Origin of the sequence: Flavobacterium sp. HSC-32F16 (assembly GCF_024171645.1) — a bacterium.
Classification (GTDB): domain Bacteria; phylum Bacteroidota; class Bacteroidia; order Flavobacteriales; family Flavobacteriaceae; genus Flavobacterium.
In genome coordinates this window covers 102,009-119,465 of the sequence record NZ_JALKAC010000012.1, presented here as the reverse complement: position 1 = coordinate 119,465, position 17,457 = coordinate 102,009, and the positions used below count along the sequence as shown (strand labels likewise).

Genomic DNA, 17,457 nt, shown 5'->3' with positions numbered 1-17,457 from the left:
TCATAGTTCCGTTAAATATTTAACTACTTCAATTATACCGCAATGGAAGATTTCAATTCGATCGGCACTTTCGGCAGTAAATTGTTCTTGCCTGGCTTCCTGTTCTATAACTGCCAGACAATTGCTTAAATCTTCAAGCATAAATAAGTCTAAACTCGATCTCATATTATGCGCCAGATTTTTTACTGTATCATAATCTTGGTTTTTAAAAGCTTGCTCCAGCTGTATTTCTTCATTCGGAATTTTTTCAATAAAAAGATTGATCATATCCTGCCTGAAGTTTTGATCGCCGCTAGACATTTCATCTATAAAAGACAAATTCACCCTTCTTTTTCTTGTCAGCCTAAAATCTGGATTTAATACCGTTTTTATAACCTCTAAAAGAGCTGGCTGTTTAAAAGGTTTAGGAACATAGCCGTCCATTCCAACATTGTAACAGCGTTCCTGTTCTCCCATAAGTGAGTGAGCAGTCATTGCTATAATTGGAATAGAAGATTTCATTTCATTTCTAATATATTCCGTAGTTTGATATCCATCTTTAACCGGCATTTGAAGATCCATCAAAACTAAATCATAATCATTTTTAGACAACAGTTCGATTCCTTCTTCTCCGTTTTCTGCTACATCCAGTTCAAAACCAAAGTTATGAATTACGCTTTTTACCAGTTTTTGATTTAAAACATTATCTTCACAAAGCAAGATTTTAAGTTTTCCCAGACTTTCTACCGTCAATTCTTCACTTGTTTCTTCGGCTTGAAAAGATTTTCTATAATTAATTACAAAGAAAAATTCCGAACCTCTATCCTGCTGGCTTTTTACATTAATCTCGGCGTTTTGAAGTTCTATCAACTGTTTTACAATATTAAGACCGAGTCCTGTACCGCCAAATTTTCTGGTTGTACTGTCTTCTGCCTGTGTAAAACGATCAAAAATAGTTTTAAGTTTTTTTGGCGGAATTCCAATTCCGGTATCTTTAACCGAGAATTTCAGAGCATAGTGTGTCTCTGTTTCTTCAACCATTTTTACAGAAACTGTCACGTCACCTTCCTGCGTAAACTTAAGTGCATTACCTACCAGATTAACCAATATTTGATTTAATCTTCCTTGGTCACCAATTACGATTTCAGGCATATCAGCATCCAGAAAAAGATTGAATTCTACATCTTTAGACACCTTTACTTTAAGTAAATTGTAAACATGTTTAAGAGTACTTTTTAAATTGAAAGGCTCCAATTCAATAGTTAAATTACCTGACTCTATTTTAGAAAGATCCAGAATATCATTTACAATCAACAGCAGATTTTCTCCTGCTATTTGCACACTTTCTATATAATCGCGTTGAACCGTATCTAGTTTTGTTTGTGCCAAAAGATCTGTAAATCCAATAATAGCATTTAAAGGCGTTCTGATTTCGTGGCTCATGTTGGCCAAAAAGCTGTCTTTTGCTAATACCGCTCTTTCAGCAATCTTTTTCTGCTTATCAAGTTCAATGTTTTTTGTTCCTAATTCCAGCTGATTGACAACGTGTTTCGCTATAATTGAAAGGGCATTTCGTTGATTTTCATTTAGTTCTTTCGTAACATGATCTATCGCACATAAAGTGCCTATATTAAAACCATCTGGAGTTGTTAACGGAATTCCTGCATAAAACCTAACTTTAAAACCTCCGGTAACGTTAGGATCATCTTTAAATCTTTCATTTAAAAAGGTATCGTTTATTTCAACCATTTTAGACTCCATGATTGTATACTGGCAAAAAGAGATTTCGCGCGGTACTTCTGATATACCTATACCAACTTCCGATTTAAACCATTGTCTGCTTTCGTCTATAAATGAAATATGAGCAATGGGTACGCCGCAGATATACGAAACTAATTTTGTGGCATCATCAAAAGCATGGTCTGGAAGTGAGTCTAGTATATTGTAACGTTTTAAGGCTGCTAAACGTTCTAGTTCGTTGGCGGGTATTGGAAATTCTGAATTGTTCATTTCTATATGGGGAAAAGGCAAAATTATAGAAATAAATTGAGATAAAGCCTCTTTTAGGTTTACTCTTAACTTTCACACTAAGCTTAGTATAATAAGATTTTTAAGTTTTTTATTTTTATTTAAAAGAATTTTCAGCAGTAAGGCTTATCCAATTCCCTAAAATCACGTAGAATTACTGTACTTCAAGTCATTTCGTTTTTTTAATTTCACTTGAAAAAATATTCATACTATGCCTTGGAATATTCTAGAAAAAATATGGAAACGTGCGGTTAATCCTTTAAACATTTCTAATTCAGACACTTTAAACAAAACTTGGGATTTGGAAATTAAAACTTTATACCAATTAGGTATAAGCATGGAAGATACTTTGCAGTTTTTATACTTTGAGAAACCTGATTTCGAAACTTTTAAAATCTGGATTACCAACAGGCAAAAAAGTGAAATATTAATAATTGAAGATGATGCGGGGAATATTCTTTCTGAAAAAGATCTAGATTTTTGGAATAAAAACGGTTATGTTGTGGTAAAAAACGCCATTTCAAAAACGGATTGCGAAGCCACTCAACAGGCTATTTGGGATTATTTAGATATGAAACCTGACCTAAAAGAAACATGGTACAAAAGACATTCTGACCAAAAAGGATTGATGCTGAATTTTTCTGATCATGAAACTTTAAATAAAAACCGATTTTCTCCCAGAATAAAAAAAGCTTACGAACAGCTTTACAATTCAACTGAAATATACAAAACCATTGACAAAGTGAGTTTTAACCCACCTGAAAATGAGGAATTTATCTTTTTAGGAAGCGGCCTTCACTGGGATACGAGTTTAAAACAACCTATCGTTTTTGGACTTCAGGGACTGCTTTATCTCACGGATTGCGGGCCAAATGATGGTGCGTTTCATTGTGTTCCTGGATTTCACACTAAAATAAACGACTGGCTTAACAATCTGGAACCTGACGAAAATCCAAGAAATAAAGTGCTTGATACACTAAAAGCAGAACCTATATTAGGAAATGCGGGCGATTTTATAATCTGGAATAATACTTTACCCCATTGTGCTACGCCAAATAGAGGCGAAACACCAAGAATGGTGCAATACCTTACTTATTTACCTAATAATTATGATGCTTCGGGTGAATGGATATAGCTTTTATAAAAGAGTTTCTTCGGGATCGCACGGAAAATAAATTTTTATATCGGTGCCTTTTCCTAATTTTCCAACAGCTTCAATATTCCCGCCAACGGTCTGCATGATTTTTTTACACAAAGCCAAACCTACTCCAGATCCGGTGTATTGATCCTGATTATGAAGTCTAGAAAAAACTTTAAAAATTGTTTCGGCATACTGTTGTTCAAAACCAATTCCGTTATCAGAAAAATTAACCCAATGACAATAGATTTTATTTAAATGACCTATTAATTCGGGTTCCTGAGAAGCCGTTATTTTAATAACCGATGATCTTTCTTCCGATGCATATTTTAACGAATTCTGAATAATATTAGAAAACAACTGTCTCATTAAAAAACTTACTGCATATACTTCAGGAAGATTTTCACTTTCAATAACAGCATTATTTTCCTTAATGCTTTCTTTCATTTCAGATTTTGTTGTCTTTAGAATATCGTTCAAATCGACTTTTTGCAAGACATCTCTTGTATTCTTAATTCTGGTAAATTTCAAAATATCTTCGAGTAAAATTCTCATTCTGCCCGCTGATTTTGATACTCTTACCAATGAATTATGAACTGATTCTAAAGGAATAACATCGAGTTCCGTAAGCATTTTTGAAGTAATCATTTGAATTTTACGCAGCGGTTCCTGTAAATCGTGTGTACTAATCCAGTTGATATTTTCAAGTTCTGAATTTGTTTCTTTTAATATTTCACTCTGCGTACGATATTTTTCTTCTTCTTCGCTAAGCATTATCATCATTAAATGATTATGAAGCGCATGGGCATATCGGGTTGCTGCGTATATTTCGTATTGTTTCCAAATATTACTTTGGTTTTTAATAATTTGTTTCCAGATATTAAAGGAATTTCGCGGATGCAGGCCATTTTTGTCTTTTACAATCGCTTTTTCAGGATCTCCTCCCCAATTAATTTCTGAAATTGTTTCTGGTCTGTACCAAATAATATGACTGCCGCTATCTAGCGAATGATACAAAATACCGGCAAAATCTGAACATTCTGCTATTTCCTGAAAATAATCACTCAGCTTATTGGTAACAAAGGTTTTATCAAATATTTCTTTATTGATATGTTCTATTAAGGCTTTAATATAATCATCTGAAGGCGTTAAAGCACTTTTATAAATTTTGTCCTTTATTGAAATAGAAACACCAGATGCGTTACATAAATTTAATATTTCCTGGGTATTGACAATGATTTCTAATGATTCATCTGAAAGCGGTAATTCCAGACCTGTTAATTTCTCCAGAGCCAGCGAAGCTTTTTGAGCGCTTACATTCTCATCATTAGATTGTCTAATATCAATTTGAGAGGTTATAAACTGCCCCTGAAGTTTGGCGGCTAATCTAATTTCAGGCGAAATATTCTTTTTAGAATAATGATGACAAGCGATTAATCCCCACAGACGCCCCTTATGAATAAGTGAAATGGTAAGTGTTGCGCCAACACCCATATTTTTTAAATATTCTACGTGAATGGGCGATGTACTTCTTAATATCGAAAGACTTAAATCCAGATTCTTATTTTCCTTATGATCATCAATTGTAAAAATAGGAACGGGTTTATAATCAATATCAACGATTAATCTTAGCTGATTTTTTATGTATAATTCTCTGGCCTGAGCCGGAATATCGGTATGTGGATAATGAAGTCCTAAAAAAGGTTCCAGATCTTCACGGCAGTTTTCGGCAATTACTTCACCGTTGTACTGTTCATCAAATTTGTAAATCATTACACGATCATAGCCTGTTATTTCACGCGTTCCCTGAGCAACGAGCGCACATAAATCTTTAAGCGAAGTAGTGTTGTTCATTTGGGTAACAAACTGAATCGTCTGCGTGTAAACATCTGCCAGTTTTTCTCTGTCCGGAAATTTGGGTTCGGCTTCGAGAACATAAATATCAAAACTCTTATGTATGCTGACTTGAAATAACTTCCCTAATAAATTAATTTCTAAAGGAAATACATCCTGAATTTTTTCTTCATTAATATATTCTAAAATCTGTTCCTGTGAACGTAAACCAAAAGTACTGGCAAAGTCTTTTCCAAGAACTTGAGTATGCTGTACATCAATATATGTGGAAATATTTTCTGTACAAAAATCTATTTTCCAATCAGAATTAAGCCCGATTAAAAAACCGTGAGGCTGAATACTACCCGGAATATGGATGGGTTCGTGCTCACAGTTGGTTAAAGTAACTATGCCGCGATTGACTATATCTTTAAACTTCATTCTTTTCTATGCTCCCAAAATGATTGTAAATACTATCAAAAGCATATACAGCTCCTTCTATAATACTATTTGCGAAATTATTATTCTGTTCATACTCTGCAAGCATATTTAGGAAATTTTTCCAATAACTGCCTGTTTTATCTCCGTAACCTTTAAAATACGATACGCCCTGATCATTCGAAAGCGTTGGGTTTTTCACAATATTTTTTAATATAAATCGTCCGCCCAGACTTGAACCTTCAATAACATATAATACTCCTAAGGCAAAAGGCACACTCATCTCTGTTCTATCAAAAACTACAGATGAAGCCTTTTTATTGTGGTTGAGAAATAAAAGATCTTCTTCGATAAGATGTTTCTTTTTTCTTTGTTCTAAATCTGGAATAATATCCGAAAGTATTGGATAAACAATTTCTTCTGTATTTTTATGAACATCGTGCATTAGACTTAAATAATGAGCGTAATCTTCTATTTTCATATCCGGAGATAAAATAGAAGCAGAAACTGAAAGGCTTTCTAATTTTTTATGAGAATCTGCGGTTTTTGTTTTTATATCTGTTAAAAAATCTGACGATAATAAAGTGTTTGTATTTGTAGTCATAGCAAGAATTAATATCTATTTTTTAGAAAAGTTACTTTATTTTTTCTTCTCTTTATAAACAAATTTATAAAAAAACATTTTCAATTATTAAAAAAAAGTACGCGCTGTATCCTGTCCAATTTTCTGTTTTAATGCCAAATTTTAAGAATTAAAAATTTCATCAAGCTCAACTATCGTAGTTCCAGCAGAAAGTACTTTTGGCGCTTTTACTAATTTTTCTGCCAAAAGAGAGGTTTCAATGGGTTTAAATTTCTTAAAAAGTCCAATTCCGTTGAGTATTCTGATAACTTTTACCGCGATTTTTTCCCCTAATCGGTCTGAATCTTCACGCACTAAAGGGCCGGGTCTAAAAATGACATATTGTTCAAAATTAAGATTGGCTATATAATCTTCGAGTTTACCTTTCATCTTAGAATAAAAAACATTGCTTTGAGCCGATGCGCCGTAAGAAGAAACCAAAACAAACGATTTTACTTCGTTTTTTCTTGCTTCGACCGCAAATGCAGCTGGAATATCAAAATCTATTTTCCATTGCTTTTCTTTTGAACCCGCTGCTTTCAAAGTCGTTCCGAGGCAGGAAAACAAAACATCGCCCGTAATTAAATCTTTGAAAAGTTCAACATTCTCAAAATTCACAATATGTTCTGCTAATTTAGGATGTGATTTTCCGGAAGGTTTTCTAACAAAAGTTACAACCGAACTATAATTGTTATCATTAAGAAGCTGTTCTGTCAAAAATTTCCCTGTTGAGCCTGTCGCTCCAATTACTAATGCTTTCATATTGTAATGAGTTTAGAAAATTTATATTTTTATTCCGTAAAGTAAAAGTCTTTTAAAAGAATAAATCGCCGGAAGTCTAGGAAAACTTTCAGCAATTCTTTCTTTGTAAGTTTTTACAAAAAGTTCTTTCTGTTCACCTTCAAGTCTTTCCATATAGGGAATTAAAGCTGAACCTGAAATGAAATTGTACAACGTATTGTGATCGTCTGCAATAATTGGATATACTTTCTGCAGAATTTGAATATCTTCAAGACCGCTGTCAAAAAGTAGTTGTGCATATTCATCAATACTCAAAACCGGAGAATCTCTTTTAAATCCTTTTAGAAACGTTTTAAAAGGTTCTTCATTTACTAATTCAATTAAAATTTTGTTGAGTTTATTTTCTGGCTGAACCGGCATTTGTACCGCAAATTGTCCTTTTGAATGAAGTAAGTTTATCAGTTTAGGAAACAAAATTTCATGCTCATTTGACCATTGCAAAGCAGCATTACTAAAAATTAAATCCCATTTTTCGGATGTCTCTATGGTTTCTTCAGTAGTTGCTTTTTTAAAATGAAGGTTTTTCTTTTCTAACAATTTTGATTTCTCCAGCATTTCAGCAGAAGAATCAACTCCCAGAAAATCAACTTCTTTAAATTTATCTGCCAAAATTGCGGTTTGCTCTCCTGTACCGCATCCTAAATCAATGGCTTTAATGTTCTTGACCGGCTTTATTAATTCCGCCAAATCATAAAACGGTTTATATCGAATATCTTTAAAGGTATTGTATATTTCTGGATTCCAAGGCATTTTTTTTCTTTTTAAATATTTAGGCAGCTGCTTGCCGCATGATTCAGACAAGTATTTTACTAAGATACAAATTCCTTACACGTTTTATAACGTTTAGATTTATCAAATATTCAAGTACTTTTCTGTTTTTAGGCATTTTTTTAATTAATTATAAGCCTTTTACTTATTTTAGGTATAAATACTTGTGTTTTATTACGAAAAGATTTATAATTTTATATCCGCTGAAATTAACTAAAATTTAAACCACAAAAATGGAAGTTCTAAAAATGAAGACTCCAACCAAAAATGATATTACGGTACGGAATGCTGGAGTTGTAATTATAAATAATTATATCCCAATGCTTTTTGAAAGACTACATCTTACTGTAGATAACCAATTTACAAGTGTAGAAAATCAAAAAAAGGCCGTAAAGTTTTTACAATACATTGTTACGGGACTGCCTAATACAGACGAAGTATATTTACCGCTTCCTAAGGTCTTATGCGGACTTTCTGTAATTGATAAAGTCTGTGATGAAATTGAAATCACAGACAGCGAAAAAAATTTAATAAACGGTATGATGCAGTCCGTAATTCAATACTGGTCTGCTATTGGCGACTGCTCTGTAGATGGATTTAGAGGAAATTGGTTTGTGCGGGACGGGATTCTTATTGAACAGCCGGACAAATGGGAACTTATGGTAGAAAAGAGAGCTTATGATGTTTTAATAAACCGGTCTCCATTTTCGTTTACTATTATAAAATTTTCCTGGATGAATAAACCTTTACACGTTCTCTGGCCGTATTAAAAATAAAAGAGCTGTCCGGCAAAACAGCTCTTTCTAGTCTACAAATTTTATAACTAATTCAAATTTAAAAGAAACAAAGTTTTTTTCTTTCCAGAGACTATTAAAATTAAAGTAAAGAATTGCCGTTCTTGAGCAATCTAAATGCTATTTTAAAGCACTTTCGTTTGTTTTTGGCTGCATTACAACTTCTACTTTATCAGCATTTGGCAATACTTCGCCTGCATATTTTTTAATGTCTTTTACAGAAATACTTTTAATTAGTTTTTCATATTCGTTACTGCTTACAAACTTATCTCCCATTTTTAACTGATCGACAATCGTGTTCATCCAGTATGAGTTTGATTTGATATTCTGCTGATTGCTTTTTATTAAATCTTCTTTTATATCTGATAAATCTTTTGCCGAAACATCATTTTTTACAATCGTTTCCAATTCTTCGTATACAATTTGAAGCAGTTTGCTGTCTTTCTCAGGATTACAGTCAAAGCTTACACGAAGAGAAAAAACCGCAGATGGATTTTTAGATAATGAACTCTGCGTTTGTACGCCGTAACTTCCGCCCTCATCTTCTCTGATTTTATCTAAATAACGTTTGTCTAACAACTGCGAAAGCATATACGCCATAATTTGGTTTTTCTCTGAAAATGCCGCGTTTCTGTTTTCCAAATGCACATAAATACTGGTTTTTGGAACGCTCATTTCTCTTACCAGTTTTTCTTTGGCAAATCCTTTTCCAGTTCCAATTTTATGATCTGTAAATTTTTCCTGCATTGAATTTCCTGCCAGATTTCCTAAATATTTGTTGATGGTTTCCAAGTCATTTTCAGCAATATTTCCAACAAAAACAAACGTAAAATCTGAGGCATTCGAAATGCGTTCTTTATAGATTCTAGAAGCATCATCAAACTTCAGCTGGTTTAGGTTTTCTTTGCTTAAAAGAAAAGTTCTTTTGCTGTGATTGGTATCTAATAAAGCAATGGTATCGCCAAATATTTTACTGTTGTTTTCATTTACATTTTCAAGCGCATTGTTGTAATAATCAATGATACGCTTATAGGCCTGAGTTTCAAATCTTGGGTTTTTAAAATATAAATAAGTCAGTTCTAAAAGTGTTTCTAAATCTTTTTTTACTGCGCTTCCGCTGAAGCCTTCGTAATGTTCTCCAATAAACGGACTCACTTTAACTGTTTTTCCTGAAAGCTGTTTTTGAAGATCAGTTACTTTAAAATCTCCCAATCCTGAATTTTTGGCTAAAACCGTTGCAATTTGTGAAGATGGCAAATCTTTCTCCGGCAATACCGAAACCCCGCCCTGACTGAAAGCCGAAAACAGAATTTGATCCTGCGCTAAACTTGTTGGATAGATAATAATTTTGGCTCCATTTTCTAAAACATATCCTTTTGCGCCTGCAATTCCCTTAACTTCAAACTTTTTAGCAATTGGTTTTACCGTCAGTTTATCTGTAACTAAATCTGCATTAGCAATGGTTTCTGCATAAGGTTCTAGTTTTTGCTCTTTTACTTTTTTAATTACTGTTGTATACTCTGTTTCTGATGGATACGTTACATTTTCCTTTTCCGGTCCTGAAACCGTTAAAATTTGATTTTTCTCTGTTGGAAGCGTACGAAACTGTTTATTAACCTGATTGATATCTAATTTATCCAAAGTCGATTTTACAAATTCAACTTCATCTTCTAAACTCATTACGGGCGAAGCTTCTAAAAAGTAATTTTGCAATTGCGAAGCCCAGTTTTCATTACTAATTTTATCTTTGTTCTTTAATTGGTTTTCGTAACCGGTACGCATATTTTCTTTTACACGATCGAGTTCTTCTTTTGTAAATCCATTTTGAATTGCTCTTTCATATTCTGTATAAGCCTGCTGGAAAGCTTCGAGCAATCTTCCGTTTTTAGGATTAACGGTCAAAGTAAATAAAGAAGACAAACGGGTTAAACTCGAATGACTTACGCCTGCTGATAATAAAGCGGTTTCGTTATTTATCGTATATTCTCTGAAACGATTGTTCATCATTTGCAAAGCCAATTGTTCTGCAATGCTGTTTCCAAATTCGGTTAAATCCTGAACAAGCGGTTTATTCTTTTTAAAGTTAAATGTAATTGACGTTTTCTGGGCTTCTTTGTCAACTGCCAATTTATACAGTAGCTTGTCATTATCAGGAATGGATTCATAAGTACGCTCTGCCGGATTTGAAGGCATAGGAATTGAACCCATTATTTTTTTCACCTGCTGTTCTATTTTTGCAGGATCAATATCTCCTACAACAATTACTGCCTGATGAGTTGGCAAATACCATTTTTTATAATAATCTCTTAGTTGTTTGTATTTGAAATTATCAATCAAATCCATATCGCCCAAAACATCTCTTTTTCCATATTTTGAACCGTTGTAAAGTACCGGTTCTAATTGCGAACCAATTCTTAAATCGGCATTTCTTCTCGTGCGCCATTCTTCATGGATTACACCTCTTTCGGCATCAATTTCGGCATCTTTTAAGGATAAAAAACCAGACCAATCGTGTAAAACATATAAACAGGAATCTAATAAAACCGGATTCTTAACCGGAACATTGCTTAGATTATAAACCGTTTCGTCGTGAGCTGTATAAGCATTTATATCACGGCCAAAGGTAACGCCGTGTTTTGCCAGCATATTGATAATGCCTTTTCCTTTAAAATGTTCCGTTCCGTTAAAAGCCATGTGTTCCAGAAAATGAGCCAGTCCGTTTTGATTGTCATCTTCTAAAATAGCCCCCACATTCTGAACAAAATAAAAATCGGCTCTTTCTTTTGGCCATTCGTTATGCAGAATAAAATACTGCATACCATTATTTAAAGTTCCGTGTACTACCTCTTTCCGCAGCGGAATTGTGGTTTTAAACTGCGCTGAAACCTGAGTTAAACCCAGTATCATAAAATGCGCTAAAAATATTTTTGCTTTCATTTAGTTGATATTTATTGTTCGTTTTTTGATTGATTTTTTCTGAATTCTATTTTTGAAAATGATATAAGGGAATTCTGCTGTTAGTTTGAAGGTCTCATAAGAGACCTCCAAATAACAGTCTTTGGGTTGTATAAATGTATCGGCTTATATTACATCCAGTCCGGGCGGTTTTCGCCTTTTAAGTAATAATCAAAATACTGCTGCATTTTGAGTGTCCAGTCCTTTTTGTTTGCGGCATCTTCTAAAGTATGTCCTTCTTTTTTATAGTTAACCAATAAAGCTGGTTTTCCTAAACGACGAAGTGCAAAAAATAAAGACTGTCCTTCCTGATAAGGCACTGCCCTGTCATTATCATTATGAAAAATAAGAATTGGCGTTTTAATGTTCTTAACCGAGAAAAGAGGCGAATTTTTAATATATCCGTCCAGGTTATCATATAAAGAACTTCCCATACGGTATTGATCAGCTTCGTATTTAAACATTGTCGAAATACCATTTGATCTCATAACCGGATAATTAGACGTAAAATTACTTACTCCGGAACCTACAATAGCGCAGCTGAAAAGATCTGTTTTTGTAGTTAGAAACGAGGTTTCGTAACCGCCAAAACTGTGTCCCTGAATACCAATTTTACCTTTTTCGGTAATGCCTTTTGAGATTAAATATTCTACACCGCTTACTACATCATTGTAAACACTGTTTCCGGGATCGCCGTATGTATAATGAACATCCGGCTGAAATACAATATATCCTCTGCTTACATAAGTTGGAATATTTATGTTTGAAGTGCTGACCTCAGGTAATTGAAAGGCATTAAATTCTTCGGTATGTTTTTCGTAAAAATGAACAATTACCGGATATGTTTTTTTGCTGTCATAATTATCAGGCAGATACAGATTTCCTTGATTTTCTTTTCCGTTAAAGCTTTTCCAAGTCAATAATTTTGAAGTTCCCCAGGCATATTCTTTTTGCTGCGGATTAACATCGGTAATTTTTTGCTGTGAACCAAAAGCTGCAGTTCCCCACCATAAATCCGGGAAAATCGTATAACTTTCTTTTGAAAATAAAATACTTGAGTTATCTGCTGAAACGGCATCAACTCTTACATTATAATCCGGGTTTGCAAATATTTTTGCTACAGAGCTGTTATTGATTAATTTATAAATTCCTTTTGATTTATGTTCTGTATCAAATCCTATTAACGAAATTGATTTTCTTTGGTCTAAATCGCCAATAAAACCTTCTTCTCCATATCTAAGCTCAACTTTGTTTTTTCTTCCATAACCCTGCGTTATTGAATAGGCTTTATTTTGATTGGTAAGGTCAATAGCCCACAAATCAAACTGATCGTAAATTACAACTGTATTTCCGTTGTTTAACCAGCCAGCAATTCCAAAAGCTGTATTGGCTGATTTCATATCTACATTATCATCTGAAACCGGGTAAGGAATCTGCGAACAAATATTTTTAAACTGCATTGAAATAGGGTCAAAAATGGTCCAGACTTTTTGTTTTTCGTCGTACATAACGGCAAAACTTCCCTGCGGATTCCAAGACGGACTTCCAAAAACGCCTGTCAATACTTTAGTTGATTTTCCTGTTGCAGCATCAATCCAGTAAATATCATTACGTTCGTTAAAAGTCCAGTCCACTTCTACGGCATACGGTTTTTTATCTAATCCAAAAGCGCCTTTAAAATTACCGGATTCCGGTATAGCAACCTGATCAAATTCTCCTTTTGAAGCCAGTTTAATGACTTTTTTATTTTTGATATCATACAGGTACTTTTGTTCGCTGGGAAGTGTTTTAGAACTGCGTAACAATTCTTGTCTGCGTTCCATAGCTCCCTGATTTGATCTCCAGATTTCAACTCCTGATTTTGGTATTTGAGTATTCTCCGGACGTGTGTTTCCAAAAAGCTGTAATTGAATATAATTGGCATTTTCGCCCACTCCAAAAGCTGTTTTTGAAATAGAATACGCCGGATCATTTAAAACCACATCATCGTAATTGAATAATGGAGTTACTGAATTGGTGTTTAAGTTGAAATAATACACCATATTAAAATCAGCATTGCTGTTGGTTTTTAGTGTAAAAGTACCGCCGCTTTCATTTCCGTTTAATTGGAAATCACCAAATTCCGAAGCTTTTGCGCTGTAAATTGTCTGCTGTTTTCCTCCCGGAATTCCTTGTTTCAGCAATACTTTATCTTTTTCTACCTGAACGTAAACAATTGATTTGTTCTTTAAAAAACGTGACGATTTTATGTTATTTACAAACACACTGTCATTGCTTTCTAAATTGTAACAAACTAAACGCTGCAGGAAAAATTCTCCCTTTGGAGATTCCGGTCTTGTATAATATAGAAAATCTGTTCCTTCAAGAGCATTGGTGTAATGTTTGCTTTTCCAAAGTTTTTTTACGCCTGTCTTTAGGTTTTGCAAAATGGTGCTGTCGTTTACGCTGTACTGAATCCAGTCTTTTTTTCCGATGAATTTTAAATCACTGATATTTTCAAGTACCAGACGTTTTCCTTTTGGAGCTTCCTGAATAATGATTTGTTTTTTGTTTTCTTTTTCTTCATCCTGAAATACGGTACTGTATGACATCCATTTACCATTATATGACAAAGATTTATTGTTAATTCTTTTCCAGGTTTGGTAAGCTGATTCATCAACTGTTTTTTTCTGTGCAGATAAACTGTGTACACTCAAAGCAAGTGTACACAGTAAAAATACTTTTTTCATATTTTTTGGTTTTTCAAAAAGAAATTATTCGTTCTTTAAAGTATTGATAACGTTGGTAAGTTCGTCTACAAGCTGACCTGGATTTCCTGAATATCCTTCGGATGTAAATCTGATCTGCCCGTTCTTGATTACTACTTTTCTAGGAATCCCGCTTGATTTAAAAATCGCTGCATAATTTGAAAATGAAGCATTGTTTGTTCCGCCTCCTTTTTTAATTAAATCAAAATAGGTGTCAAGCTTTAAACCTTTTTCTTTCAAGTAAGCCAAAGCTTCTTTTTTATATCCTTCTTTAGTTTCCTGAGTACTTATAAAATAAATCTCGACTTGTTTGTCTTCTTTAAAATTGTTTACCAATTGCTGCATCGCCGGAAATGCTTTTTTACAAGGACCGCACCAGGTTGCCCAAAAGTCAATTACTATAATTTTTCCGTTGTTTAATGCTAAATCTTTTGTTTTTCCATCGGCACTCTGAACTTTAATTGCAGGCGCAGGAACCGGATTCATTAAAGTGATTTTTTCTTCAGAGTTGTTTTCTTTTTTCAACTGCTCTAAATAAGCCGAAAAATCAGCTTCTTTTTTTCCTTCTTTTAAAAAGGCTTCTTTTAGTTTTGCGGTTAATCCTTCTGATAAAGTATTGGCTCTTGCCGCATTTTTTAGAACGTCGATAATTGGTTTATTTAAAGCTTCTAAAGCTCTTACGTGAATATCGTTGATACTGGCTTTTTCGCAGCGTTTTTGAAACGGAAGTAATTCAAAAGTTTCTAAAACTTCTTTGTATTTTTTCAGCATATCATACATACGAATCTGAATGACCAATTCGTTATTCAACTGTGTTTTTGCATTTTCTGTCGCCTGATTTGGTGACCAGTAAATACCCTGCATATAGGATAAATCATTTACTTTTTCCTGCATGAGTTTAATCATTGGCACTGCCATTGTTTCGATAACGGCAGGATCTACCACTTTTAGGTACAAGGCTTTTGAAATATTTTGATGATAAGCGTCGTTTAGGTTTGCAAAATTCATGTTTGGAATTAAGGCTAAAACACTTTTATAATCTTTCGTGTCAAAGTAATATCCAAACTGCATTTTTACAACGTTATCATAGAAATATTTTTGAGAATCCGGTACATCTGTAGTGTATGGAAAATCGGTTAAAAACTGAGCGATAACTTTGTTTCTTTCTGCGGCATCTGAAATCGGCATAATTTTTTGATACGCTTTGAATCTTAAAAAAGCACCTTTTGGAAATTGTTTTACAATTACGTTTTCAATAGAATCTGCTTTTGCTTTATCTTTTAATTCATACAAATAAATGTTGTGAACTTTAAGATAAACTTCTTCCGGCATTCCTTTTATATTTTTGGTAAAATCTCCCAGAAAACGACTTCCTAATTCTTGGAATTTCTCCGGTTTTTGTACTTTCAAAACTTTAAAATAGGTATCAAAAAATTCAGGAAACCTGTTTCCATTATCTGCTACTTCTTTCTTTAACCAATATTCCGTAGCATCTCCGTTGATTGTAAAATCTTTGAAGTAACCCCCAAACTGACCGTTAAAATCTTTGTTTCTAAAGGTTGCCCAAGCCAAATCTGCTCCCGGCATTTTTACTTTTGGCTCTTTAAAAACTACCAAAAGATATCCGTTATCTTGACCAGTATCAGTAATAATACCGTTTTCTGTATTGCCATAAAATTTGAAGGCCATAAAAGCACAATTTTTTGGAACTGTAAAATCGGCGCTGTAAACAGCTCCATTTTTTTTCATTTTAAGATCTTCGATTTCCCATCTGTAATCATTAAAAACATAGGCATAACCGTTAATTTCTTTTATGTTTTCGAGTGGTCCGCCTTTAGCATCATAGGTCATGTTTAAAACTGCGCCCGGAATGGGAATATCTGCCATTCCGGTTAATCTCAGCTTTGTTTCCTGACATGTAACTTGTAAGGTAAAGGCACAAAATACCAATACCATTAATTTGATATTTATTATTTTTTTTAACATTGCAGTGTTTTTTATTTCCCTAATTCAGGGTTTAAATCGATGTAATTTTGATTGATTGGAAATACATATCCATCGCTGTTTGGCGCCAAAGTATAGGTTTGTCCTTTAAAAACCCGGGTATATGTTTTTTGATAAGCAGGATCAAGATTTAATCTTTTTTGATCGAACCAGCGGAATCCTCTTCCTATAAATTCTTTTTGTCTTTCTACTAAAGCTAAATCCAATGCTTCTTTGCTTGTTGAAGCCGAAACCTGATAGGCTTCTCCTGATTTATATCTTTTGGCTCTTACGATATTTAAATTGTCTACTGCTTTTTGGGTCTGTCCTAATCTGGCATAACATTCGGCAGCAATTAAATACATTTCAGGAACTGATACTCCAACGTTGATTCCTGTTGTCTGGCTGTATCTTGGTATTCCAAAACCTCTTCCGGTATAAGTTGGAAAGAAATTTGTTCCTGCCATTGTATAATAATTGTAACGTAAATCGCTGGTTTCGAAACTGCTTAATAAATCATTTGCCAAAGGAATACCAACATAACCGTTTAATAATGTTTTTGAGAATATAACTTCTGGATTCTGAATTAGAACGGGATAGCTAAATCCTGTTGCAAAACTGTTTAGGTCAATTAAACCGTTTTGCATTGCAAGTGCTTTTTCTGCATTTTCTAAACTCAACTCATAAGATCCCATATATAAATAAGTTCTGGCCAGCAATGCATAAACTGCTATTTTTGAAGGCAGTACATTAAACTGAGGTGTGTCTTGGATATCATTGACTAATGCATCTTTTAAATCTGAAATAATCTGGTCGTACACCTGCCCTACTGTACTTCTTTCCAGAGAAGAAAACAATTCTGGTTTTAATAATAACGGAACAGCTTTTTCTGAATTGGCAGAAGCAGGATTAAACTGCGGTCCGTAAGTATTTACCAATTGCAGGTAAGCGAAAGCTCTGTGTACAAAGGCTTCGGCATAAATTTCCTTTTTTTCTGCATCTGTTCCTTTTTCGCTTCCCATAACTCCATTTAGAATTACGTTGCTGTAATACACTGCTTTATACAAACCAATCCAGTCTGAATCGCCTTGTGAAGGATCGTATATTTTGTCCTGCCAGGTATAACTGTTACTATAAATTGTGCTAACTCCGTTTTGATAGGCTGTTGGAAATTCGGCATCGGCATTAGCCAAAAGATAAATTCCTCCAGAAGCCGTCATATCGGTGTAATTGTTAGCCAAACCTCTGTAGTCAGAAGTATATTTTAAGATTCTGTTGTTTCCAACCGGTTCTACTTCAACATAATCTCTACAAGAGTTTAATAAAAGTACCGGCAGGAAAATATATAGTGTGAATTTTAGAAATTTCATA

The 17,457-nt window shown here is 33.8% G+C and carries 11 protein-coding genes; 2 read left to right on the top strand and 9 right to left on the bottom strand.

The genetic code is table 11. From position 1 onward, the window contains the following. Positions 1 to 1,989, bottom strand: a complete 1,989-nt coding sequence (locus L1276_RS24000) for a GAF domain-containing hybrid sensor histidine kinase/response regulator (protein ID WP_253792297.1) — start codon at positions 1,987 to 1,989, stop codon at positions 1 to 3. A 229-nt stretch (positions 1,990 to 2,218) separates the two neighbouring features. Here L1276_RS24000 and L1276_RS23995 point away from each other — a divergent pair, with 229 nt between their 5' ends. Then, entirely contained in the window at positions 2,219 to 3,142 is a 924-nt protein-coding gene (locus L1276_RS23995; protein ID WP_253792295.1) for a phytanoyl-CoA dioxygenase family protein, read from the top strand. A 3-nt stretch (positions 3,143 to 3,145) separates the two neighbouring features. Here L1276_RS23995 and L1276_RS23990 read toward each other — a convergent pair whose 3' ends face one another. The 4 genes from L1276_RS23990 to L1276_RS23975 all read right to left on the bottom strand — a co-directional run bounded on the left by L1276_RS23990 (position 3,146) and on the right by L1276_RS23975 (position 7,589). Next, complete coding sequence (locus tag L1276_RS23990; protein WP_253792293.1) at positions 3,146 to 5,419, bottom strand: ATP-binding protein; 2,274 nt, start codon at positions 5,417 to 5,419, stop codon at positions 3,146 to 3,148. Then, on the bottom strand, positions 5,409 to 6,020 hold the full coding sequence (locus tag L1276_RS23985) for a biliverdin-producing heme oxygenase (RefSeq protein ID WP_253792291.1): 612 nt from the start codon (positions 6,018 to 6,020) through the stop codon (positions 5,409 to 5,411). Before L1276_RS23985 ends, L1276_RS23990 begins: the two co-directional genes overlap by 11 nt. A gap of 141 nt (positions 6,021 to 6,161) precedes the next feature. After that, positions 6,162 to 6,800, bottom strand: a complete 639-nt coding sequence (locus tag L1276_RS23980; RefSeq protein ID WP_253792290.1) for an NAD(P)H-binding protein — start codon at positions 6,798 to 6,800, stop codon at positions 6,162 to 6,164. A gap of 21 nt (positions 6,801 to 6,821) precedes the next feature. Continuing rightward, positions 6,822 to 7,589 carry a methyltransferase domain-containing protein gene (locus tag L1276_RS23975; protein WP_253792288.1) on the bottom strand — a complete coding sequence of 256 codons (768 nt, stop codon included), beginning with the start codon at positions 7,587 to 7,589 and terminating at the stop codon, positions 6,822 to 6,824. Positions 7,590 to 7,840: 251 nt separating this feature from the next. Here L1276_RS23975 and L1276_RS23970 point away from each other — a divergent pair, with 251 nt between their 5' ends. Then, positions 7,841 to 8,377 (top strand): contractile injection system tape measure protein, encoded by a 537-nt coding sequence (locus L1276_RS23970; RefSeq protein WP_253792286.1) that lies wholly within the window; start codon positions 7,841 to 7,843, stop codon positions 8,375 to 8,377. 144 nt (positions 8,378 to 8,521) lie between these two features. Here the strand turns inward: L1276_RS23970 and L1276_RS23965 are convergent, their stop codons facing one another. The 4 genes from L1276_RS23965 to L1276_RS23950 form a co-directional block, all read right to left on the bottom strand. Next, positions 8,522 to 11,338, bottom strand: a complete 2,817-nt coding sequence (locus L1276_RS23965; RefSeq protein WP_253792284.1) for a pitrilysin family protein — start codon at positions 11,336 to 11,338, stop codon at positions 8,522 to 8,524. A gap of 149 nt (positions 11,339 to 11,487) precedes the next feature. Beyond that, positions 11,488 to 14,085, bottom strand: a complete 2,598-nt coding sequence (locus tag L1276_RS23960; RefSeq protein WP_253792282.1) for a S9 family peptidase — start codon at positions 14,083 to 14,085, stop codon at positions 11,488 to 11,490. Between the two features lie 24 nt (positions 14,086 to 14,109). Next, complete coding sequence (locus tag L1276_RS23955) at positions 14,110 to 16,089, bottom strand: TlpA disulfide reductase family protein (RefSeq protein WP_253792280.1); 1,980 nt, start codon at positions 16,087 to 16,089, stop codon at positions 14,110 to 14,112. A gap of 11 nt (positions 16,090 to 16,100) precedes the next feature. After that, positions 16,101 to 17,456, bottom strand: coding sequence for a RagB/SusD family nutrient uptake outer membrane protein (locus L1276_RS23950; RefSeq protein WP_253792278.1), 1,356 nt, complete (start codon positions 17,454 to 17,456; stop codon positions 16,101 to 16,103). Position 17,457: the final 1 nt, after the last annotated feature.